The 21,922-nt window shown below is 71.0% G+C and carries 20 protein-coding genes; 12 read left to right on the plus strand and 8 right to left on the minus strand.

The genetic code is table 11. The features are described from left to right. Positions 1 to 92 precede the first annotated feature (92 nt). The 7 genes from DFH01_RS19010 to DFH01_RS19040 all read left to right on the plus strand — a co-directional run bounded on the left by DFH01_RS19010 (position 93) and on the right by DFH01_RS19040 (position 7,449). Positions 93 to 689: a TorD/DmsD family molecular chaperone gene (locus DFH01_RS19010; RefSeq protein ID WP_109872047.1), complete on the plus strand. Its 597-nt coding sequence runs from the start codon at positions 93 to 95 to the stop codon at positions 687 to 689. Positions 690 to 748: 59 nt separating this feature from the next. Next, positions 749 to 943, plus strand: coding sequence for a twin-arginine translocation signal domain-containing protein (locus DFH01_RS19015; protein WP_158287822.1), 195 nt, complete (start codon positions 749 to 751; stop codon positions 941 to 943). A 19-nt stretch (positions 944 to 962) separates the two neighbouring features. Beyond that, complete coding sequence (locus DFH01_RS19020) at positions 963 to 3,884, plus strand: formate dehydrogenase subunit alpha (RefSeq protein WP_109872049.1); 2,922 nt, start codon at positions 963 to 965, stop codon at positions 3,882 to 3,884. A 23-nt stretch (positions 3,885 to 3,907) separates the two neighbouring features. Further along, complete coding sequence (gene fdh3B, locus DFH01_RS19025) at positions 3,908 to 4,504, plus strand: formate dehydrogenase FDH3 subunit beta (protein ID WP_109872050.1); 597 nt, start codon at positions 3,908 to 3,910, stop codon at positions 4,502 to 4,504. Positions 4,505 to 4,560: 56 nt separating this feature from the next. Continuing rightward, positions 4,561 to 5,580: a formate dehydrogenase subunit gamma gene (locus DFH01_RS19030; protein WP_233256183.1), complete on the plus strand. Its 1,020-nt coding sequence runs from the start codon at positions 4,561 to 4,563 to the stop codon at positions 5,578 to 5,580. Positions 5,581 to 5,673: 93 nt separating this feature from the next. Beyond that, complete coding sequence (gene mobB / locus DFH01_RS19035; RefSeq protein ID WP_109872052.1) at positions 5,674 to 6,192, plus strand: molybdopterin-guanine dinucleotide biosynthesis protein B; 519 nt, start codon at positions 5,674 to 5,676, stop codon at positions 6,190 to 6,192. 9 nt (positions 6,193 to 6,201) lie between these two features. Next, the gene (locus DFH01_RS19040; RefSeq protein ID WP_109872053.1) at positions 6,202 to 7,449 is read left to right on the plus strand and encodes a molybdopterin molybdotransferase MoeA; all 1,248 of its coding nucleotides are present in this window, start codon (positions 6,202 to 6,204) and stop codon (positions 7,447 to 7,449) included. Positions 7,450 to 7,572: 123 nt separating this feature from the next. Here the strand turns inward: DFH01_RS19040 and DFH01_RS28835 are convergent, their stop codons facing one another. After that, positions 7,573 to 8,127: a PEP-CTERM sorting domain-containing protein gene (locus DFH01_RS28835; protein ID WP_233256184.1), complete on the minus strand. Its 555-nt coding sequence runs from the start codon at positions 8,125 to 8,127 to the stop codon at positions 7,573 to 7,575. Between the two features lie 438 nt (positions 8,128 to 8,565). Between DFH01_RS28835 and DFH01_RS19050 the strand changes: the two genes are divergently transcribed. Then, complete coding sequence (locus tag DFH01_RS19050; protein ID WP_109872054.1) at positions 8,566 to 10,311, plus strand: solute carrier family 23 protein; 1,746 nt, start codon at positions 8,566 to 8,568, stop codon at positions 10,309 to 10,311. Positions 10,312 to 10,327: 16 nt separating this feature from the next. Here DFH01_RS19050 and DFH01_RS19055 read toward each other — a convergent pair whose 3' ends face one another. The 7 genes from DFH01_RS19055 to DFH01_RS19085 are packed head-to-tail and all read right to left on the minus strand — an operon-like array spanning position 10,328 to position 18,075. Beyond that, positions 10,328 to 11,299, minus strand: a complete 972-nt coding sequence (locus DFH01_RS19055; RefSeq protein WP_109872055.1) for a Bug family tripartite tricarboxylate transporter substrate binding protein — start codon at positions 11,297 to 11,299, stop codon at positions 10,328 to 10,330. Positions 11,300 to 11,318: 19 nt separating this feature from the next. Further along, positions 11,319 to 12,488, minus strand: a complete 1,170-nt coding sequence (locus DFH01_RS19060; protein ID WP_109872056.1) for a mandelate racemase/muconate lactonizing enzyme family protein — start codon at positions 12,486 to 12,488, stop codon at positions 11,319 to 11,321. Continuing rightward, positions 12,485 to 13,279, minus strand: coding sequence for an SDR family NAD(P)-dependent oxidoreductase (locus tag DFH01_RS19065; RefSeq protein ID WP_109872057.1), 795 nt, complete (start codon positions 13,277 to 13,279; stop codon positions 12,485 to 12,487). The genes DFH01_RS19060 and DFH01_RS19065 overlap by 4 nt, the downstream gene beginning before the upstream one ends. Beyond that, a complete protein-coding gene (locus tag DFH01_RS19070) occupies positions 13,276 to 14,115 on the minus strand; it encodes a carbohydrate ABC transporter permease (RefSeq protein WP_109872058.1) in 840 nt (279 codons plus the stop codon). Before DFH01_RS19070 ends, DFH01_RS19065 begins: the two co-directional genes overlap by 4 nt. Before the next feature lie 4 nt (positions 14,116 to 14,119). Next, positions 14,120 to 15,043, minus strand: a complete 924-nt coding sequence (locus DFH01_RS19075; RefSeq protein WP_109872059.1) for a carbohydrate ABC transporter permease — start codon at positions 15,041 to 15,043, stop codon at positions 14,120 to 14,122. Between the two features lie 3 nt (positions 15,044 to 15,046). Then, the gene (locus DFH01_RS19080) at positions 15,047 to 16,333 is read right to left on the minus strand and encodes an ABC transporter substrate-binding protein (RefSeq protein ID WP_158287823.1); all 1,287 of its coding nucleotides are present in this window, start codon (positions 16,331 to 16,333) and stop codon (positions 15,047 to 15,049) included. A 20-nt stretch (positions 16,334 to 16,353) separates the two neighbouring features. Beyond that, positions 16,354 to 18,075, minus strand: a complete 1,722-nt coding sequence (locus DFH01_RS19085) for an SMP-30/gluconolactonase/LRE family protein (protein WP_233256185.1) — start codon at positions 18,073 to 18,075, stop codon at positions 16,354 to 16,356. Positions 18,076 to 18,199: 124 nt separating this feature from the next. Between DFH01_RS19085 and DFH01_RS19090 the strand changes: the two genes are divergently transcribed. From DFH01_RS19090 to DFH01_RS19105, 4 genes are all read left to right on the plus strand, one after another. Next, complete coding sequence (locus tag DFH01_RS19090) at positions 18,200 to 19,054, plus strand: arsenate reductase/protein-tyrosine-phosphatase family protein (protein ID WP_109872062.1); 855 nt, start codon at positions 18,200 to 18,202, stop codon at positions 19,052 to 19,054. Between the two features lie 19 nt (positions 19,055 to 19,073). After that, on the plus strand, positions 19,074 to 20,117 hold the full coding sequence (locus DFH01_RS19095) for an ArsJ-associated glyceraldehyde-3-phosphate dehydrogenase (RefSeq protein ID WP_109872063.1): 1,044 nt from the start codon (positions 19,074 to 19,076) through the stop codon (positions 20,115 to 20,117). After that, a complete protein-coding gene (gene arsJ, locus DFH01_RS19100) occupies positions 20,114 to 21,355 on the plus strand; it encodes an organoarsenical effux MFS transporter ArsJ (protein WP_109872064.1) in 1,242 nt (413 codons plus the stop codon). The genes DFH01_RS19095 and arsJ overlap by 4 nt, the downstream gene beginning before the upstream one ends. A 189-nt stretch (positions 21,356 to 21,544) precedes the next feature. Next, positions 21,545 to 21,919, plus strand: a complete 375-nt coding sequence (locus tag DFH01_RS19105; protein WP_199231297.1) for an SHOCT domain-containing protein — start codon at positions 21,545 to 21,547, stop codon at positions 21,917 to 21,919. Positions 21,920 to 21,922 lie beyond the last annotated feature (3 nt).

Here is a 21,922-nt window from a genome sequence, read left to right on the forward strand (position 1 = left end):
TTCCGACGGGTGCGGTTGGTTGGAATTTCCTGGAAGGCTCTGGGTTGTTACGTAACATACTGGGCAAACAAGAAGCCGTGGCCTCTGGTGGGATGACGGAAAGAAAACAGACCGCGCAGGATCCTCTGGATGTCGAGCGCGCGCGGCTTTTCGCCTTGCTGGGACGCCTCATGGGCGGTGCGCCGGATGCTGCGCTGCTGGGTCAGCTGCGCCGTCTCTGCCCGATGCCCGGCGAACTCGGCGCCGCCTATGCGGCCCTGGCCGCGGCCGCATCCTCCGCCACGCCCGAGAGCACCGAGCGCGAGTATTTCGACCTCTTCATTGGGGTCGGACGCGGCGAGATCCTGCCCTACGCCTCCTACTACCTGACCGGCTTCCTGCATGAGCGGCCGCTTGCCGACCTGCGCGGCGACCTGCTGCGCCTCGGCATCGAGCGCGCCGAGGGCGTGGCGGAGCCCGAGGACCACATTGCCTTCCTGTGCGAGACCTATGCGGGGCTGATCGCGGGCGCCTTCCTGGCCGGCCCGGAGGAGGCGCCCGCCTTTTTCTCCCGCCACATCCGCCCGTGGGCCGCGCGACTCTTCGCGGACCTGGAGAAGGCGCAGGCGGCATCCTTCTATCGCGGCGTCGGCCATCTGGGGCGCGTTGCCGTGGAACTCGAGGCGGCGGCGGCAGACCTGCCCGCCTGAACATGTCAACCCGAACAAGGGGAGCTGGGGAAATGGCTGCAAACGGGGAGGAGAGGTCGGTGCGCCGCGGATTCCTGAAGGCGCTCGGCCTGGGCACGGCGGCGGCCGCTGCCGCGCCGGCCATGGCGCAGCGGGCGGACAGCGTGCCGGCCGGCCAGGCCCGCAAGGAGAACGAGCAGCAGCGCCTGGCGCCCCGCTACAAGGCCGACAGCGCCGACGTGCAGGCCTTCTACCGCACCAACCGCTACGAATAAGAACCGGGAGACAGCGCCGATGCTGATCAAGCGCTCCGAAGGCAAGGCGGCGAAGCAGCGCCTTGCCCAGGCCTATGCGGGCCTCTCTTCCGGCGGGCTCGACCGCCGTGCCTTCCTCCGCCAGGCGGGCTTCGCCGGCGCGGGCCTCGCCGCCCTCGGCACGCTGGCCCCGTCGCGCGTGCAGGCCTCCGGCGCCGCGACCGGCGTGGCCGACCATTCGCGCCCGATCCAGCGGATCAAGAACATCTGCACCCATTGCTCGGTCGGCTGCACGGTCACCGCCGAGGTGCAGAACGGCGTGTGGGTCGGCCAGGAGCCGACCTGGGCCAGCCCCATCAACCGCGGCACGCATTGCGCCAAGGGCGCGGCGGTGCGCGAGCTGGTGCATGGCGATCGCCGCCTGAAGTATCCGATGAAGCTCGTCGGCGGGCAGTGGCAGCGGATCAGCTGGGACGTCGCCTACGCCGAGATCGCCGAGAAGCTGATGAAGGTGCGCGCCGAGAGCGGGCCCGACAGCGTGTTCTGGCTCGGCAGCGCCAAGTTCTCGAACGAGGGCGCGTATCTGTACCGGAAGTTCGCCGCCTTCTGGGGCACGAACAACGTGGACCACCAGGCGCGCATCTGCCACTCCACCACGGTGGCCGGCGTGGCGAACACCTGGGGTTACGGCGCGCAGACCAACTCCTACAACGACATCCGCAATTCCAAGACCATGATCATCATGGGCGGGAACCCGGCGGAGGCGCATCCGGTCAGCCTGCAGCACCTGCTGTCGGGCAAGGAGCGGAACCGCGCGAACATGATCGTCATCGATCCGCGCTTCACCCGCACCGCGGCGCATGCGACCGAATACGTGCGCATCCGTCCCGGCACCGACATCCCCGTCATCTGGGGCATGCTGCACCACATCTTCGCCAATGGCTGGGAGGACAAGGAGTTCATCCGTCAGCGCGTCTACGGCATGGACGAGATCCGCGCCGAGGTGGCGAAGTGGACGCCGGCCGAGGTCGAGCGCGTCACCGGCGTGCCGGGCGAGCAGCTGAAGAAGGTCGCGCAGACCTTCGCGACCGAGAAGCCCGCGACGCTGATCTGGTGCATGGGCGCCACGCAGAAGACGGTCGGCACCGCCAATGTGCGCGCCTTCTCGATCCTGCTGCTGGCCACCGGCAATGTCGGCGCCGACGGCACCGGCGCGAACATCTTCCGCGGCCACTGCAACGTGCAGGGCGCGACGGATTTCGGCCTCGATGTCGGCACGTTGCCCGCCTATTACGGCCTCGAGGAAGGCGCCTGGCGCCACTGGGGCCGCGTCTGGGGCGTGCCCTTCGAGAACCTGCGCGACCGCTTCGAGAATGTGCAGATGATGGGCGCGCCGGGCATCCCGACCACGCGCTACTTCGACGCCGCGACGCTGCCGAAGGACCAGATCCAGCAGCGCGACCGGCTGAAGGCCATGATGGTGTTCGGCCATGGCGGCAACACCGTCACCCGCATGCCGGAGGCGGTGAAGGGCCTTGAGGCGATGGAACTGCTGGTCGTCGCCGACCCGCATCCCACCACCTTCGCCGTACTGTCCGGGCGCCGCGACAACACCTATCTGCTGCCGATCTGCACGCAGTTCGAATGCGACGGCAGCCGCACCGCCTCCAACCGGTCCGTCCAGTGGGGCCACAAGATCGTCAACCCGATCTTCGAGTCCAAGACCGACTACGAGGTGATGTACCGCCTGGCCGGCGCGCTCGACGCCGCGGCGGAGAAGAGCGGCCAGGCGATCCGCTTTCAGCAGGACATGTTCAAGCCGTACGAGATCAAGGACGGCGCGCCGACGGCGGAGAGCATCCTGCGGGAGATCAACCGCGGCTCGCTGTCGACCGGCTACACCGGCCAGTCGCCGGAACGCCTCAAGCTGCACATGGAGCACCAGGACAAGTTCGACCTGGTGACGCTGCGCGGCCGCGAGGGCACGCCGGTGGCCAACGAGTTCTACGGCATGCCCTGGCCGTGCTGGGGCCCGGCGGAGTGGAAGCATCCGGGCAGCCACATCCTCTACAACACGAACCTGCACGTGAAGGACGGCGGCGGCACCTTCCGCCCGCGCTTCGGCACGGAGCGCAACGGCGTGACGCTGCTGGCCGAAGGCTCATGGTCGAAGGGCTCGGAGATCCAGGACGGCTATCCGGAGTTCACCACGGCGGTGCTGAAGCGCCTCGGCTGGTACGACGAGCTGACCGCCGAGGAGAAGGCCTGGATCGAGGGCAATGGCGGCACCTTCTCCTGGGCCACCGACCTCAGCTTCGGCGTGATGCGCGTGGCGATGGGGCATGGTTGCGTGCCGTACGGCAACGGCAAGGCGCGCGCCGTGGCGTGGAACCTGCCGGACCCGGTGCCGGTGCACCGCGAGCCGATCTACACGCCGCGCCTGGATCTGCTCGCGCAATACCCGACGCTGCCGGATCGCCGCGGCTTCCGCCTGCCGCATCTCGGCCAGTCGGTGCAGGCGCGCTCCAACCAGGTCGCACGCGACTTCCCGATCATCCTCACCTCCGGCCGCCTGGTGGAATACGAGGGCGGCGGCGAGGAGACGCGGTCCAACAAGTGGCTCGCCGAGCTGCAGCAGGACATGTTCGTCGAGATCAACCCGGGCGACGCGGCGGAGCGGAACATCCGCGACGGCCAGTGGGTCTGGGTGAGCGGGCCGGAGAACAACGCGCGCACCCGCGTGAAGGCGCTGGTGACGGAGCGCGTGGGCAAGGGCGTGGCCTTCATGCCCTTCCACTTCGCCGGCTGGTTCATGGGAACCGACCAGCGGAGCAAGTATCCGCAGGGCACCGACCCGATCGTGCTGGGCGAGTCGGTGAACGCGGTGACCACCTATGGCTATGACCCCGTCACCTTCATGCAGGAGACGAAGGTCACGCTCTGCCAGATCCGTGCGGCCTGAGAGACCGGGGGGAGAACAGAACAATGGCCCGCATGAAGTTCCTGTGCGACAGCGACCGTTGCATCGAGTGCAACGCCTGCGTCACGGCCTGCAAGAACGAGCACGAGGTACCCTGGGGCATCAACCGCCGCCGCGTCGTCACCATCAATGACGGCAAGGCGGGCGAGCGCTCCATCTCCATGGCGTGCATGCACTGCACCGACGCGCCCTGCGCGGCGGTGTGCCCGACCTCGTGCTTCTACACTACGGCCGATGCGATCGTGCTGCACGACAAGGACACCTGCATCGGCTGCGGCTACTGCTTCTATGCCTGCCCCTTCGGCGCGCCGCAGTATCCGCGCGTCGGCAACTTCGGCACCCGCGGCAAGATGGACAAGTGCACCTACTGCGCCGGCGGCCCGCAGGCGGACAACGTTGCGGCCGAATACACGCAATACGGCGCCAACCGCATCGCGGAAGGCAAGCTGCCGATCTGCGCCGAGATGTGCTCGACCAAGGCGCTGCTCGCCGGCGACGGCGAGATGATCGCCACCATCTACCGCGAGCGCGTGCAGAAGCGCGGCTACGGCGCGGGCGCCTGGGGCTGGCGCACCGCCTACAAGGAAACCCTCAGCGTCTGAGGCAAGAGAGGCGGGGCGGGCCGCTGGCCCGCCAACGCCCCCTCGGGGAGATGATCATGATCGCACGCATCCTGCCCGCCCTGGCGCTTGCGCTCGGGCTCGGCTTCACAACACCCGCGCCGGCCCAGATCGGCGGCCCGGTCACCGGCATTCCAACCAACCCCGCGCCGAGCGGCTTCAGCGCGGAGGAACTCGAACTGCAGAAGGCGCTGCAGGGCGGGCGCATCGGCGGGCGCATCTCCATCCCGGACGCGCAGGCTGCGAGCCTGGTGCAGCCGGCCGGCCGCGACTGGCGCGCCTTCCACAACGTCACGCTGAGCTGGATCGGCGGCATCGCCGTGCTCGGCATGCTCGCCATCATCGGGATGTTCTACGCCACGCGCGGGCGCATCGCGATCGATTCCGGCCGGTCCGGGCGCACCATCCAGCGATTCAACCTGCTGGAGCGCTCGGCGCACTGGATGACCGCGGGCTCCTTCGTGGTGCTGGCGCTGACCGGCCTGAACCTGACCTTCGGGCGCTGGCTGATCCTGCCGATCATCGGGCCGGACGCCTTCGCGACCATCACGCTCTGGGGCAAGTTCGCACACAACTACCTGTCCTTCCCCTTCACGCTCGGCATCGTCCTGCTGTTCCTGCTGTGGGTGAAGGACAACATCCCGAACGGGCGCGACGTGGGCTGGCTCAAGGCCGCGGGCGGGCTGTTCGGCCATTCGCATCCGCCGGCAGGGCGCTTCAATGCCGGGCAGAAGATGGTGTTCTGGATCACCGTGATCGGCGGCACCCTCGTCGCCATCTCCGGCTATGTGCTGATCTTCCCCTTCTGGGCCACCGACATCGCGGGGCAGCAGCTGGCGCATATCGTGCACGGCGTCATCTCCGTGCTGATGATCGGCGCGATGCTCGGCCACATCTATATCGGCTCGGTTGGCATGGAGGGCGCCTTCGACGCGATGGGCTCCGGCCAGGTGGACCTGAACTGGGCGAAGGAGCACCACTCGCTCTGGGTCGAGGACGAGATGAAGAAGGCGCGCGAGACCATCGCGCCCAACGCGAAGGTCGCCGGGGCGGACTGATCCCGGCAACGGCGCCCCGGCCGGGGCGCGCAACGTGACCGGAACCGGCCGCGGCGATGCCCTGGCCGGTTCCGCCTTTTCGAGGACCGGACATTGCGCCTGATCGGACTGGCCGGCTGGAGCGGCGCCGGCAAGACCACGCTGATGACGCGGCTGATCCCGGAACTCGCCGCGCGCGGCGTCTCGGTCTCCACGCTCAAGCACGCGCACCACGCCTTCGACATCGACCGTCCCGGGAAGGACAGCTACGAGCACCGAAGCGCCGGGGCGCGGCAGGTGCTGGTGGCCAGCGCCAATCGCTGGGCGCTGATGACCGAGCTGCGCGGCGCGCCGGAACCGAAGCTGGCCGACCTGCTCCGGCGGCTGGACAAGGTGGACCTGGTCATCGTGGAGGGCTTCAAGCGCGACGCCCATCCGAAGCTCGAGGTGCATCGCTCCGCGAACGGTAAGCCCTGGATCCATCCCGAGGATCCCTTCGTCGCCGCGATCGCCGCCGATGTCGCCCCGCCCAACGCGGTGCTGCCTTGGGCGCATCTGGACGACATCGGCGCCATCGCCGGGCTGGTGCTGGACAAGGCGACGCCGCTGGAAGCCTTCCTCGCCAAGGACTAGATCGGGCGCATGGCCCAGCTCAGCGACGACTGCTTCGCGTTCGGTGGCAAGCTCCTGGCCGTTGAGCAGGCCGAGGCGCTGATCGCCGAGCGTGTCCCGCCGCTGGAGGGGACGGAGGAGGTGCCGCTGGCGGCGGCGCTCGGGCGCGTGCTGGCCGGGGCTCTGTGCGCGCCCGTCGCGCTGCCGCCCTTCTTCAATTCCGCCGTGGATGGCTACGCCTTCCGCCATGCCGACCTTGCCGCGGAGGGCGAGACGCGCCTGACGATAGCCGGCCGGGTGCAGGCGGGCGCCGAAGCGGCGCCGGTCGCGCCGGGCACTGCCATTCGCATCTTCACCGGCGCGCCGATGCCGCCCGGTGCCGACACGGTGATGATGCAGGAGGATGCGAAGGAGGAGGCCGGCGCGGTGCTGCTGCCGCCCGGCCTGAAGCAAGGCGCGAATTGCCGCCCCGCCGGCGAGGATCTGCAACGGGATGCGATCGCGCTGCGCGCCGGGCGGCGCCTGACCGCCCCCGATCTCGGCCTCGCCGCCGCGCTCGGGCTCACGCGGCTCACGGTGCGGCCGCGGCTGCGCGTCGGCGTCTTCTCCACCGGGGACGAGCTGGCCGAGCCGGGCCACCCGCTCGGGCCGGCGCAGACCTACGATTCCAACCGCTTCACGCTGATGGCGCTGCTGGCCGGGCTGCCCGCGACGGTGTCCGACCTCGGCATCCTGCCCGATGACGGCGTGGCGACGGCGAACGCCCTCGCGGCCGCGGCGGAGACGCATGACCTGCTGCTCACCTCGGGCGGCGTTTCCACAGGCGAGGCCGACCACGTGAAGGCAGCCATCGAGGCCGGCGGGCGGCTGGTGTTCTGGCGGCTGGCGATCAAGCCGGGTCGGCCGGCGGCGATGGGGGTGGTGGGCGGCACGCCGGTGGTCGGGCTGCCGGGCAACCCGGTGGCGGCGGTCGTAACCTTCCTGCATCTGGCGCGACCGCTGGTGCTGCGCCTGGCCGGGGCGGAGCCAGAGCCACTACCGCGCTTCGCGGCCGAGGCCGACTTCGCCTATCGCAAGAAGGCCGGGCGGCGGGAGTATGTGCGCGTGTCGCTGATCTTCGGCCAGGGGCTGCCGGTGGCACGGAAATACCCGCGCGAGGGGGCGGGGCTGCTGACCTCGCTGACCGAATCCCACGCCTTCGCCGAGCTGCCGGAGGACGTGACTCAGGTCGCGCCCGGCGACCGCGTGCGCGTGCTGCCCTTCCGCGCGGTGTTCTGAAGGGGCGGTTGCTCCGGAATTCGCCGGGCAAACTGGCCAGCCATCGCCCGCCCGGCGTACCACCGAGCGGGGCGGCAGGCGCGCGGCCCGCAAGTCGCGGGCGGGCCGTCTGCACCGGACCGGCTACGCCACGCGCGCGGCCCGGCGCCGGCGCGCGACCGCCAGCCCCCCGAGGCCGAGGCCCAGCAGGGCCAGCGAGGCGGGTTCGGGCACGACGGACACGGTTCCAGCGATGCTACCGTAGCCACAACAGGTCCGGTCGGGATCGGACGAGGTCCTGATGAATGAGAAGAACGTCGCAGCCGAACCGGGCGCGCTGATCGCCAGGAGAAAGTCGTCCTGTCCCGGCGCAACGCTGCGGACGGTCCCGAACCCGCTATCCGTCCCGGCGAGCCCGCCGATGATGAGCCGGTCATTCGCCTTGTCGTAGGTGAAGGCGACCTGCGAGCCGAGCGGCATGCTCAAGGCATTCAGCACGATGCCCACGGTGCTGTCCACGATGCTGGCGCTGTCGTCGAAGGTGACCGTGGCCGATCCGCTGACATCCGGGAAGAAGGCGAGGCGGGTCGCGGTGAATTCGTAGGTCCTGCTGATGATCGCCGCACCGGCGGGCATTGCCGCCATGGCCATGCTCGCCACGACGAGCAAAGTGGCGATCGTGATCCGCCGGACTGCCATCCGAACCTCCTTGCGCCCACGACCCGCGCCGGCCGGATGCGGCGGCGCTCCGGAGGTCGTCATTGCCTTGCCTATGCAACCGTCTCTTCAGCAAGCGTCGTGTAGGCAAGCGTCGTGCCAGGGCGTTCGACCAAATAAATTCAAGAACTTGCAGGCGATCCGGCAGCACACGCGCAGGGATCGTAAAGTTTCTCGACAGGCCTTGACCGGCGGTCGCCCCCGGAAGCACGGCTCTGAACAGGGTCAGGGCTGCCGCCCGGGCGCGGCGCGCCGCGTCCTCATCGTCCAGACGCAGGTCACCGCGGGCAACCGCGTCGCGGCGCTGCCATTCCGCGCCGCGTTCGCTGACCAGGTGCGGCCGGCGCCGACGCGTCGCATGCTCTGGCCAGCCCCGCGGACGGCCGATAGCGTTCCCCGAAACCTTCAGCGAATTGGCTCATGTCGCTTCTCACGGCACTGTCCGACAGTCTCGCGCGCGGCGCCGACCGGCCCATGCAGCGGCCCGCGGGCCTGGTCTATTGGCTCGACACGCCCTCGCCGCTGGTGCCGAGCTTCTGGCTCGCGATGCAGCATGTCGCGGTGCAGTCCGTGTATTTCGTGCTGGCGGCGGCGCCGGCCGCGGCGCTCTCGCCCGACCCGGCCGAGGCGACCCGCTTCCTCTGCCTCTCCATTCTCGCGGTCGCGCTGTGGCAGGCGCTGCAACTGCTGACGCGCGGCCCGGTCGGATCGGGCTATCCGGTGCCGGCCACCCATGCGCCGGCGATGCTCGGCGCCTATGCCGCGGCGGGCGCGGCCGGGGTGGGCTTCGGCGGCGCAGCGGCGATGGTGCTGATCGCGGGAATCGTGGCGTCGCTGCTCAGCTTCGCGATGCGACGGCTGCGCGTGCTGATCCCGAACGAGGTCGCCGGCGTCGTCGTGATGCTGATCGGCGTGTCGCTGATCCTGCTCGGCACGCAGATCCTTGGCCTGCAGCCGGGCCGCACGGAGCCCGGGCCGCTCGCGGTGGTCGTGCTGCTGGCGAGCATCGCGGTCATGGCGCTGGTGGCGCTGAGCGGTACGAAGCTCGCGCGCCTCGCGGTGCTGGTGGGCGCGGCCTTCGGCGTCGCGCTGGCGATCGCGCTCGGCGAGGTGCCGGAGAATGCCGCCGCCGTCGTCGCGGCGAGTCCGTGGATCGCGCTGCCGCAGCCCTGGCTGCCGGATTTCGGCGACATGCAGCCGGCACCACTGGCCGCCTTCCTGCTGGCGCTGGTCGCCGCGAAGGCCTCCGCGGCGGGCGGCTTCCTGATGATCCAGCGCGCGGCCGATGCCGGCTGGACGCGGCCCGACCCGCCGGCGGTGCAGCGCGGCCTGCTGGCCAACGGCCTCTCCATCGTCGCGGCCGGCGCGATCGGCGCCGCGGCGCCGGGGCCGGCCACGGCGGCGGCAGGGCTTTCGGTTGCGACCGGCACGCTGGCGCGCCGCATCGTCTGGATCGGAACGGTGATCCTGGTCCTCGCCGCCTTCTGCCCGAAGATCGTCGCGCTGTTCGTGATGGCGCCCGCCGCGGTGAAGGCGGCGACGCTGATCTACGTCTCCGGCTTCATCGTCGTGCAGGGCGCGCAGCTCGCCACCGTGCGGCTGCTCGACACGCGGCGCTCCATGGTCGTGGCGCTCGGCATGGGGGCGGGAATCACGGCGGCGGTGGCGCCGGCGGCCTTCGCGGCGCATGTGCCGGCGCTCGCTTCGCCGCTGGCGCTCGGGGCGATGATCGCGTTCCTCGCGAACCTGGCGACGATGCCGATGGTGACGCAGCGCGCCGAGCTGCGGCTTTCGCCCGCGGACGAGATGGCGGGCCGCGAAGCGAGCGAATGGGCGGCTGCGACCGCGCGAGGCTGGGGCCTGCGGCCGCAATCCGCGCGCCAGATGGAGCGTGCGCTGGTCGAGCTCACGGAGGTGCTGGCCGGGCGCGGCGTGGCCGAGGTGACGGTCGCTGCGCGACGCGGCGAGGATCGCGTCGAGCTGTCGCTCGCCTGGCAGGGCGCGCCCCTCCCGGAGGCTTCGGCGCGCCCGGAGGCCGAGGATCTGCTCGGCGACGACACTGCGCGCGACGCCTTCGCCGTGTGGCTGGCGACGCGCGAAGCGCTCTCCTTCGGCCAGCGCCCCGCCGCGGATCGCTGCGAGGCGCGCCTGGTGCTGGAGGATTGAGGCGCGGCGCGGTCGCTCAGCCCGCCTTGATGCCGAGCTCCTGCACCAGCGCGATGTAGCGCGCCTGCTCGCTGCGCATGAACGCCAGCAGCTCCTCCGGCGTGCCGGGGGAGGGCTCGGCGCCCAGCACCGCGAGCTTCTCCCGCACTTCGGCGCTCAGCAGGATGTCGCGCGCGGCGGAATTCAGCGCAGCGATGGCGGCAGGCGGCGTGCCGGCGGGCGCCAGCAGGCATCCCCAGGAGGTCGCGCCATAGCCCGGGAAACCCTGCTCGGCGACGGTCGGCAGGTCGGGCAACAGGCGCGAGCGCGTCGGGCCGGCCAGTGCCAGCAGGCGCAGCGTGCCCGCCTGCACATGCGGCGCGACGGAGGCATAGGCGTCGAACATCATCTGCGTGCGCCCGGCCAGCAGGTCGGCATGCGCGGCAGTGGAGCCGCGATAGGGCACGTGCTCCATCTCGACGCCCGCGCGCTTCAGCAGGTCGGCGGCGAAGATGTGCGGGTTGGAGCCGTTGCCGGAGGAGGCGAAGGCCGCGCGGCCGTTCTGCGCCTTCGCCCAGGCCATCAGTTCCTGCACGGTGCGCGCAGGGTTCGAAGCCGGCACGACGAGCACGAGCTGCACATGTGCCGTCAGCGTGATCGGCGCGAAATCCGCGATGGGGTCGAAGGGCAGGTTCGGGAACAGCGCCTTGTTCACCACATGGGAGGAGGCGACCATCGCGATGGTCGTGCCGTCGGCCGGCGCCTTGGCAACCGCTTCCGTGCCGATGATGCCCGAGGCGCCGGCGCGGTTCTCCACCACGCCGGACTGGCCGAAGGGCCCGCGCAGCCGCTCCGCGATCAGCCGCGCGGTGATGTCGGACGCGCCGCCCGCGGTGTAGGGCACGATGAAACGCACCGGGCGATCCGGCCTCCAGCCCTGCGCCTGCGCGGCGACGGGCAGGGCGAGCGCGGCCGCGGCGAAGGCGCGGCGGGTGATGCGTGCGGTCATGGTGTTTCCTCCCGTGTTGTCAGTAGGCGGGCTTGACCGGGAACCAGCCCGGCCGGCGGTCGTCGAGATAGGCGCCCTCGATGCGGCTGACGGCGTGGCGTTCCACCGCCGCCTCGTCCACCGTCACGCCGAGGCCCGGCCCGGTCGGCACGGCGAAGCAGCCATCCTGCAGGTCGAAGGTTTCGCGCACGATGTCGCCGGCGAGATGCGCATGCTCGGTGTCGAGCGCGATCGTCATGTTCGGGATGGCGGCGGCGAGATGCAGATAGGCCGCCTGCGACAGGCCGAGCTCCGCGCCGGAATGCAGCGTGACGGGAATGCCGACGCCCTCGCAGATCGCGGCCTGCTTGATGACGGGCCAGAGCCCGCCCGCCTCATGCGGGTCGAGCAGGATCACGTCGGCCGCTTCCGCACGCACGATGTTGGCGACGTCGGAGAGCGTATAGGCGCTCTCGTCCAGCGCGATCGGCACGGGCTGCGACTGGCGCAGCAGCGCATGGCCGGCCAGGTCGTCGAGCTCCAGCGGCTGCTCGATGTATTGCAGGTCGAATGGGCGCAGTTTCTCGAGCATGCGTTTCGCCGTGCCGGGGGTCCAGGCGCCGTTGACATCTGCGCGCAGCATGAGGTCGGGGCCGATCACCGCGCGCACGGCACGCACCAGCGCGACGTCGGTCGCTTCCGACATGCCGACCTTCACCTTGAAGCTGCGATGGCCGCGCGCGAGATAGGCGCGCGCCGCCTCCGCCGCGGCGTTCGGCTCGCTTTCCAGGATGTAGGCCGCCATCTCCGCGCGATCGCGCCACAGGCCGCCCCAGAGGCGGTGCAGCGGCTGGCCGCAGGCGTGGCCGAAGGCGTCCCACATCGCCATCTCGACGGCGCAGATCGCCATCACCGCGGCGCGCTTGTGATGGTAGTAGCCGGCGCCGAGCACGTGGCGATGCAGCGATTCCGCCTGGTCCACGGTCTTCGTCAGCGCGATCGGCAGCACGATGCGTTCCAGCACGGCGGGGATCGCATCCAGCAGGCAGATCGTCTCGCCCCAGCCGACCGTGCCGTTCGCCGTCTCGATGCGCACCACCAGGCGCGTCGCGCCGCTGCGCCGGCCGGAGGCCCATTCCATGTCGGAATGGAAGGGCATGCGCAGCATCCAGTGCTTTGCGGCGACGATGCGGAGCGGGTCGCTGCTCATGCAAACCTCAAGGGTGTTCGCCCGGTCCAGGCGCGGATGCGCGGGCTGACGACGGCGGCGGCCATCTGCGCGGTAAGGCCGCCATCCACCGGCAGGTCCACGCCGGTGATGAAGGCGGCGGCGTCGGAGGCGAGGAAGAGCGCCGCATCGGCGACATCCTCCGGCCGGCCGAGACGGCCGAGCGGATAGGCTTCCTCGGTCAGGCGCACATCCTCCGGCTGCAGCTTCGCCGCGAAGGCTTCGGTCACGATCAGCCCGGGCGAGAGCGCGTTCACGCGGATGCCGAAGGGGCCACATTCCACCGCCATCTGGCGCGTCATCGCATGGATGCCGCCCTTCGCCGCGGCATAGGCGGCGACGCAGGGCTGGCCCTGCATGGCGTTGACCGAGGCCATGTTGACGATGGCGCCACGCCCGCGCGGCCGCATCGCGCGAACCGCCTCGCGCGAGAGGCGGAAGGCGCTGCGCAGGCAGATGGCGAGGGTCGCGTCCCAATCCTCGTCGGTGGTGTCCAGCAGCGGGCGCACGGTGGTCACGCCCGCGTTGTTCACCAGCACATCCGGCCCGCCCCGCGCGATGGCGGGCGCGAGGATGCGCGCCGGCGCATCGTCGTCGGCGACATCGGCGAAGACCTGTTCCGCGGCGGTCTCCGCGGCGATGCGCGCCAGGCCGCCGGTGTCGCGGTCGGCGAGGACCAGCCGCGCCCCCGCCGCGGCGAAGCGCAGCGCGATGGCGCGGCCGATGCCCGCGGCGGCGCCGGTGACGACGCAGAGCTTGCCCTCCAGCGTCATCCCTTCACCGCCCCGGCCGTCAGGCCTTGCACGAACCATCGCTGCACCAGCGCGAAGGCGATCACCACCGGCAGCGAGGCTACCAGCGAGGCCGCCATGGCCGCCCCCCAGTCCTGCCGCATCTCGCCGAGCTGCGACATCAGCAGCCCCGGCCCGACGGTGCGCAGTTCCGGCGAGGTGACGAGCGTCATCGCATAGAGCAGGTCGTTCCAGGCCCACATGAAGGAGTAGAGCCCGACGGTGACCAGGCCCGGCACCGAGACCGGCAGCACCACGCGCAGCAGGATGCCGAGCTCCGACGCGCCATCGATGCGCGCGGCCTCCATCAGCTCCTCCGGCAGGCGCACGAAGTAGGAGAACAGCATGTAGGTGCCGGTCGGCAGCGCGAAGACGATATAGGCGATGGTCAGGCCGAGCCGGGTGTCCAGGAGTCCCGCCGCCTGCAGCAGCGGATAGAGCGAGATCAGCAGCACCGCGAAGGGGAACATCTGCGCCGAGATCATCAGCGCCATCAGCGGCTTGCGCCCGCGATAGCGGAAGCGCGCGAAGGAATGCGCGGCGAGCGTCGCCAGCACCGTCGTCAGCAGCGCCGCCCCGCCCGCGGTCAGCAGCGAGTTGGTGAGCCACAGCGGCAGGTCGCCCTGCCCGAGCACGCCGCGAAAGTTGTCGAGCGTCGGCGCGGCCGGCAGCAGCGTGGGAAAACGAACAAAAATCTCGGCGGTCGGCTTGAAGGCGGTGGAGACCATCCAGAACACCGGGAAGCCGAGGAAGGCCGCAAGGACGAGGAAGGTCGCCGCGAAGACCCAGCGCGCGGAACGGGAAGCGAAGTCGAGCATCGCCTCACGCCTCCTTCATCACGCCGCGCAGGCGCAGGAAGGCGGGGCCGACGATGGTGAGGAACCACACCACCCCGACCGCCGCGGCGAGGCCGAGGTTCCACGCCTGGAAGGCCTGGCGCTGCACCTCCACCGACATCACGGTGGTGGCGCGCACCGGGCCACCGCCGGTCATCGCATAGATCACGTCGAACTGCTGCAGGTTGCCGAGCGCGCCGAGCACCAGCAGCACCGCGATGGTCGGGCGCAGATGCGGCCAGGCGACGTGGCGGAAGACATGCCAGTTGCCCGCGCCGTCGATCCGCGCCGCCTCCACCTGCTCGCGCGGCAGGGATTGCAGCCCGGCCAGCAGGAAGGCGGAGAAGAGCGGGATGGACAGCCATGTCTTCGCCGCCACCACGCCCGCCATCGCACCCGACGATGTCGCGAGCCAGGCGACCGGCTCGTCCAGCACGCCGAAGGTCAGCAGCACCGCGTTGAGCAGCCCGTATTGCCCGTTCAGCAGCCAGGCCCAAAGGAAGGCCACGACGGTGGAAGGCAACACCCAGGGCAGCAGCGACAGCGCACGCACCAGCGTGCGGCCCCGAAAGCGCTCGTTCAGCACGATCGCCCAGGCGAGACCGAGCGCGAAGGTCGCGGCCGTCGCCAGCACCACGAAGACGACGGTGACGATCCAGGTGCCGAGGATCGTCCCGTCTTCCCATAACTGCACGAAATTGCCGAAGCCGATGAAGACCGGCTCGGTCGTCATCAGCGTGTCCTCGTAGAAGGCGCGGCGCAGCGAATCGAGGAAGGGAAACAGGATCACCGCGCAGAACACGACCATCGCGGGCAGCACGAGCAGCAGGCCCGTGCGCGCCTGCGCCCGGGCCAGCCCGCCCGGACGCGGCGCTTGCCGCGCCGGCTGCCGTGCGATGGCGAGGCTCATGCGTCAGGTGCGCCGCTGGTTGGCGGTGGCGCGGCGCAGCCGGTTCGCCATGTCGCCGATCGCCTGGGCGGGCGGCTTGGTCTGCAGCAGCGCCGCCTGCACTTCCTCGCCGACGATGTTGGTGATGTCGGCGGCGTTCGGCCAGGTGGAGGGCTCGTCCATCTCCGCCGTGCCGGCGTTGCGCGCCCATTCCACCACATAGGCGTCGTCGCCGAGCTTCGCGAGCGCGGAGCGCGTGACGGGGAACAGCCCGACGGCGCGGAAGTAGCGCAGCTGCACCTCGTCATCCATCGCGAGGTGGCGCACCAGCTTCGCCGCAGCCGAATCCGCACCGATGCGGGCGCCTCGCGCATTCGGCAGCACCAGCAGGTGCCCCCACATCAGCGACCGGGTCGCATCGCCGGTGCGCAGCACCGGCGTGGCGAAGGCCGCGACATTGGCGTCGAAGGCCGCGCCCTGGCCGGAATTGTCCCGCGCGAAGCCGCGGGCGAGCGGCGCGTCGTGATAGAAGGCGGTGCGGTTCTGGCCGAACAGGCGGCGAGCGTCGGGCCGGTCCACGTCCCGCGCGATCAGCCCTTCCTTCGTCAGGTCCACGAGGAAAGTGAGCGCGGCGCGCGCCGCGTCGCTCTCCACCGCGACCTTGTCCTCGGCATCGAACAGCCTGCCGCCGAAGGTCCAGAGCCACACCTGGAAGTCCGGCGACATGGTCAGGTTGTTCTTGGTGGCGAAGGCATAGGGCACGACCTCCGCATTGGATCGCTTGATCCGCCGCAGCGCATCGGCGAAGGCATCCACCGTGCGCGGTGCCTCCGTCACGCCGGCATCGGCGAGGACCTTCCTGTTCGCCACCATGCCGATCGAGGCCGCGGTCCAGGGCAGGCCGAGCTGCGCGCCGCCGACCTGGCCGATGCGCAGCAGGCCGGGATCGATCGCCTGCGCGATCTCCGCACCCAGCACCTCGCGCATGTCGGCGGGGCGCAGCACGCGGGCGAATTGCGGCAGCCAGCGCTCGGCGAGCTGCACCACGTCCTGCGGCTGGTTGCTGCGCTGGCGCAGCACCAGGTTCTGCTGCATCTGCGCCCAGGGGAAGCCGACGACGTCGAGCCGGATGCCGGGGTTGGCCGAACGAAACCCGTCGAAGGCCTGGGTCAGCACCGGCTTCGACGCTGCCTCGTCCTGGCTCCAGCCGACATAGGTCAGCGTCCCGCCTTGCGCGCGCGCCGTGCCGGAAGCCGCGAGCGCCGCAGCGCCGCCGAGCAGCGCGCGCCGTCCGAGTTTCGCATCAAGCATGTCCATCCTCCCTTGCCTGTTCATCCGCCGAAGGCGCCGACCGGTGCGCCGGCGACGCCAGGTTCGAAGGCGAAGACCGAGCCCGACAGCGGCGCCTCCGCGAGTTGCGCAGCCGAAAGCCGCACCCGCGCGCTGGTCACGAAGAGCGTGCGCAGATCCTTGCCGCCGAAGCAGACCGAGGACGGCCGCGGCACCGGCAGCGAGACGAAGCGGTCGAGCGTTCCATCCGGCGCATGACGCGCCACGCCCCAGCCATCCCAGAGCGCGATCCAGACGAAGCCCTCCGCATCCACCGCGAGGCCGTCCGGCTTCGCAGGGCCAGCGAAGGTCACGAAGGGCCGCTTGCTGGTCGCGGCGCCGGTGGCGAGGTCGTAGTCGTAGGCGTAGACCGTCCGCGTACCGGTGTCGGTGAAGTAGAAGATGCGGTTGTCCGGGCTCCAGCCGAGGCCGTTCGAGATGTGCAGCCCCGTCTCCACCGCGGTCAGCCGCAGATCGGGATCGAGCCGCCACAGCGTGCCCTGGCCGGGCCCTGCATCGATCGCCATGGTGCCGGCGAAGAGCCGCCCGGCGCGGTCGCATTTCGCGTCGTTGAAGCGGTTGCCCGGCTTGTCGGGCTCCGCGACGCAGAGCGTGCCCGTCACGCCGGCCTCGAGATCGAGCGCGCGGAAGGAATTGCCCATCGCCGCGACGAAGCCGCCCTTCGTGCGCGGCACGACGGCACCGACGAGCTCGCCCACCGGCAGCGCGCGATCCTCGCCGCGCGCGACGTCGCTGAGATGCACCGCGGGTGCGAGGATATCCACCCAGAGCAGGCGCTGCGCATCGGCCAGCCAGACCGGACCCTCGCCCAGGAACGGCCGCGCCTCGATCGCGCAGCGCACGCCCGGGCTCGGTGGCGCGGACGGCCGCGTGGTGGCGATGGACATTTCGACATGCCCCGCATTGCCGGAGATGCGCCGCGCCGCCTCGATCACCTCGCGCCCCAGCGCATGCAGGCGATCCGGCGGCAGGCGGAAGCTGGGGCCGAGCACGCAGACCGCGGCGATCGGCTCGCCGAGATGGTCCACCACCGGCGCGGCGACGGCGGCCACGCCCTCCGTGCTTTCCTCGCGCGAGACGGCGTAGCCGCGCGCCTTCACCAGATCGAGGTCGCGCTGGAAGGCGGCGGGATCGGTGATGGTCGCGGCCGTCAGCGGCGTGAGCGACACGGACCGTATGCGCCGGCGCCGTTCCGGCGGGGGCAGATGCGCCAGCATCGCCTTGCCGCAGGCCGAGGCATGCAGCGGTGCGCGCGCGCCGATGCCGTTGCCGAGCCGCACGCCGCTCCGCGCCGCCTCGCGCTGGTCCACATAGACGCAACCATCGCCGTCGAGCAGCGCGAGGCGCGCCGTCTCGCCGCTGTCGGCGGCAAGCCGCGCGAGCTCCGGCTCCGCCGCGCCGCGCAGGTCGAGCGAGTCCCAGACGCGATGCGCCATCTCGAAGACCTTGAGGCCAAGGCGCCAGCTTCCTTCCTCGGAATCCTGGCGGAGCAGCCCGGCCTCGGAGAGGGCGCCGAGCATGCGGTGCACGGTGCCGCGCGGCAGCCCGGCCTGTTCCGCGATGGCAGCGGTGCGCAGCGGCCCCTGGGTGGCGACGATGTCGAGCAGGCGCAGGGCCCGGACCAGGGCCTGGGTGCCCTGGGTGGCGCTGTCCGGCTGGGGCGGGGTGGGCCGGCTGGCCGGCTTGGCCCGCGGGGTCGCCACCATATGGGCACCTCGACCACGATGTGGTCAGCGGAGGCTATGCGCGCTGGCCGCCGGGTGCAAGCGCCCAGGAGTGTCACGGAAGTTTCTCGTTACGCGGCATCCTTTCGACTATCCTGGAAACATGGAATTGGACGAGGCCGCCACCGCCTTCACCGCCATCGGCCAGCCGACGCGGCTGCACCTGCTGCGCATCCTGCTGGGTGCCGGGCCGTCCGGGCTTGCGGCGGGTGAACTCGGCCTGCGGCTCGGCGTGCCGGCCTCGACGCTGTCCTTCCATCTCCGTGCGCTCGAGGGCAGCGGGCTGATCGCCGCGACGCGGCACGGGCGGAGCCTGGTCTATGCGGCGCAGATCGCGCGGCTGCGCGGCCTGCTGGCTTTCCTTGCCGAGGCCTGCTGCGACGGCGATCCGGCGCGCTGCGGCGACCTGCACCGGCTGCTCGACACCCATGGGGAGATCGCCAGGATGGAGAAGCCGTCCTTCAACGTGCTGTTCCTGTGCACGCGCAATTCGGCCCGCTCGATCATGGCCGAGGCCATCCTGAACGGCATCGGCGCGGGACGCTTCCGCGCGTTCTCCGCCGGCTCCGCGCCGAGCGAGACCGGGCCGCTGCCGGAGGTGCTGAGCCAGCTGAAGGCGCTGGGCCATGATGTCTCGGCGCTGCGCTCGAAGTCCTGGGACGCGTTCACCGGCCCCGATGCGCCGCGCATCGATTTCGTCATCGCGCTCTGCGACACGCTGGCCGGCCAGGTCTGCCCGGATTTCGGGGAGACGACGATCACCGCGGCCTGGCCGCTGCCCGACCCGTCCAAGTTCACCGGCAGCGCGACGGAGCGCGCGACGCTGCTGAACGAGCTCTATGCCGCGCTGCATCGCCGCCTCGGCATCTTCACCGCGCTGCCCTTCGAAGCGCTGGACCGCATGGCGCTGAAGGCGCGGGTGGACGAGCTCGCCGATCCGCATGCGATGGCACGCTGAGACGCAGGGGACGGACGCGATGAGGGTGGGTATCAGCGGCATGGGCCGCATCGGGCGGCTGGCGCTGCGCGCTGCGATGGGCGCGGCGGAGCGGCCCGCAGATGACCCGCGCCGTGGCAACCGGCTGGAGGTCGTGCACCTCAACGAGATCAGGGGCGGCGCGGCGGCCACGGCGCATCTGCTGGAGTTCGACAGCGTGCAGGGCCGCTGGCGCGCGCCCATCGCCGCGCAGGGGCAGGACGCCATCCGCATCGGCGACCGGCGCCTGTCCTTCTCCGAGCAGCCGCACCCGGCCGAGATCCCCTGGGGCGATCTCGGCGTAGACGTCGTGCTGGAATGCACCGGCAAGTTCCTGGCGCCGGAGACGCTGGAAGGCCACCTGCGGCGCGGCGCGAAGCGCGTGATCGTCGCCGCGCCGGTGAAGTTCGACAGCGTGCTCAACGTGGTGGTCGGGGTGAACCACCACCTCTACGACCCGGCGCGGCACCCGATCGTCACCGCGGCCTCCTGCACCACCAACTGCCTCGCTCCGGTGGTGAAGGTGGTGCATGAGGCGATCGGCATCCGGCATGGCCAGATCACCACCATCCACGACCCCACCAACACCAATGTCGTCGTGGACGCGCCGCACAAGGACCTGCGGCGGGCGCGCAGCGCGATGCTGTCTCTCTCGCCCACGACCACGGGCAGTGCGACGGCGATCGCGCTGATCTATCCGGAACTGAAGGGCAAGCTGAACGGCCATGCGGTGCGCGCGCCGGTGCTGAACGCCTCCCTTACCGACTGCGTCTTCGAGATGGCGCGCGAGACCAGCGCGGAGGAGGTGAACGCGCTGTTCGCTGCCGCGGCCGCGGGGCCGCTGGCGGGCATTCTGGGCTACGAGGAACGGCCGCTCGTCTCCGCCGACTACGCCCGCGACACGCGCAGCGCCATCGTGGACGCGCCGAGCACACTGGTGACCGACGGCACGCTGCTGAAGGTCTATGCCTGGTACGACAACGAGATGGGCTATGCCTGCCGCATGGTGGACCTGGCCTGCCACATGGAGCGCGCCGGGCTGTGAGCGTCGCCCTCGGCCGCACCCCGTCCGTGCGCAGCTATGCCATCGTCACGGCGGCCTATTGGGGCTTCACGCTGACCGACGGCGCGCTGCGGATGCTGGTGCTGCTGCATTTCTTCCGCCTCGGCTACTCGCCCGTCACCCTCGCCTTCCTGTTCCTGCTGTACGAGGCGGCGGGCATCGCGGCGAACCTGATCGGCGGCTGGCTGGCCACGCGCTTCGGCATCGCGCGGATGCTCGCGGTCGGGCTTGCCACGCAGATCGCCGGCTTCCTGATGCTCTCGGCGGTCTCGCCCGACTGGGCGGCGGCGCTCTCGGTGGCATGGGTGGTCGCGGCGCAGGGCGTCTGCGGCATCGCGAAGGACCTGACCAAGACCGCGTCGAAATCCGCCATCAAGCTGACCGCCGGCGAGGCGTCCGGCCGGCTGTTCCGATGGGTCGCCTTCTTCACCGGCAGCAAGAACGCGATGAAGGGCGCGGGCTTCTTCCTTGGCGGCCTGCTGCTGGAGGCCTTCGGCTTCCGCTTCGCCCTGTGGCTCATGGCCGCCGCGCTGGCGGTCGTGCTGGCCGGCGTTGTGCTGTCCCTGCCGCCGATGATGGGCAGGGCGAAGCCGTCGCGCTCGGCGCGCGAGTTCATGGCGAAGAGCCGCGGCGTGAACCTTCTGGCCGCGGCCCGCGTCTTCCTGTTCGGTGCGCGCGATGTCTGGTTCGTCGTCGGCCTGCCCGTATTCCTCTACGCTTCGGGCTGGAGCTTCACGGCGGTGGGCGGCTTCCTCGCCCTCTGGACGATCGGCTACGGCGCGATCCAGGCTGCGGCGCCGATGCTGGTGCGTCGCAGCGACGACGGCCTGTCGCGGGAGGTGCCAGCGGCGCGCCTCTGGTCCCTGCTGCTGGCCATCGTGCCAGCCGCGCTGGCGGTTCTGGTGATCGGCGGCGCGCCGCGCCCGGACCTGCTCGTGCCGCTCGGCCTCTGCGTGTTCGGGGTGGTCTTCGCGGTCAACTCCTCGCTGCATTCCTATCTCGTCCTCGCCTATGCCGGCAGCGAGAAGGCGGCGGAGGATGTCGGCTTCTACTACGCGGCCAATGCAGCCGGGCGCTTCGCCGGCACGCTGCTGTCGGGGCTGCTCCATGCCTGGGGCGGCATCGCCGCCTGCCTGCTGGGCTCCGCCCTGATGCTGCTGGCATGCTGGGCCATCACGTTGCGCCTGCCCGCCGCAGGCCCGGATGCGGTGCGGCATTGACGGATCGGTGAGCCGGGCAGATCACCGCCGACCTGCTGGCGGGAGCTGACCGGACCTGATCGGTCGCCGCGGCGCCGTCACGCCCGCGTGCGCCTGCCGCGCCACCCGCGTCGCCACGATCCGCCGCCTGGCTGCGTTGCATGCGCGATGCGCCGCGATGCGGCGGACGGACGGAGAAGGAGCAGCGACATGGCGGGATGCGGCAAGCACGGCCCCGCGCGCATCGCCACGGTGCTCGCGCTGGCCGGCACGGCGATGCCGGCGGCGGCGCAGCCCTATGAGCGTATGGGCATGTGGCACGGCGAGTTGGGCTGGGGGCACATGGCGGCGGGCGGGCTGGTCATGCTGCTGTTCTGGGGCGGCCTGATCGCGCTGGTCGTGCTGCTGGTGCGCGCCTTCTCGGGGGGCGGCACGCGTGATGCCAACGCTCGGCCGCCCGGTGCGAGCGCCCTCGACGTGCTGGAGGAGCGCTTCGCCCGTGGCGAGATCGACCAGCAGGAATTCGCGGAACGGCGGCGCGTGCTGCTCGCCGGGCGGGCGGAGGGCTGGCGGAAGGCGCGTTGAGCC

It is taken from the genome of Falsiroseomonas bella (assembly GCF_003173615.1).
GTDB classification, from domain to species: domain Bacteria; phylum Pseudomonadota; class Alphaproteobacteria; order Acetobacterales; family Acetobacteraceae; genus Falsiroseomonas; species Falsiroseomonas bella.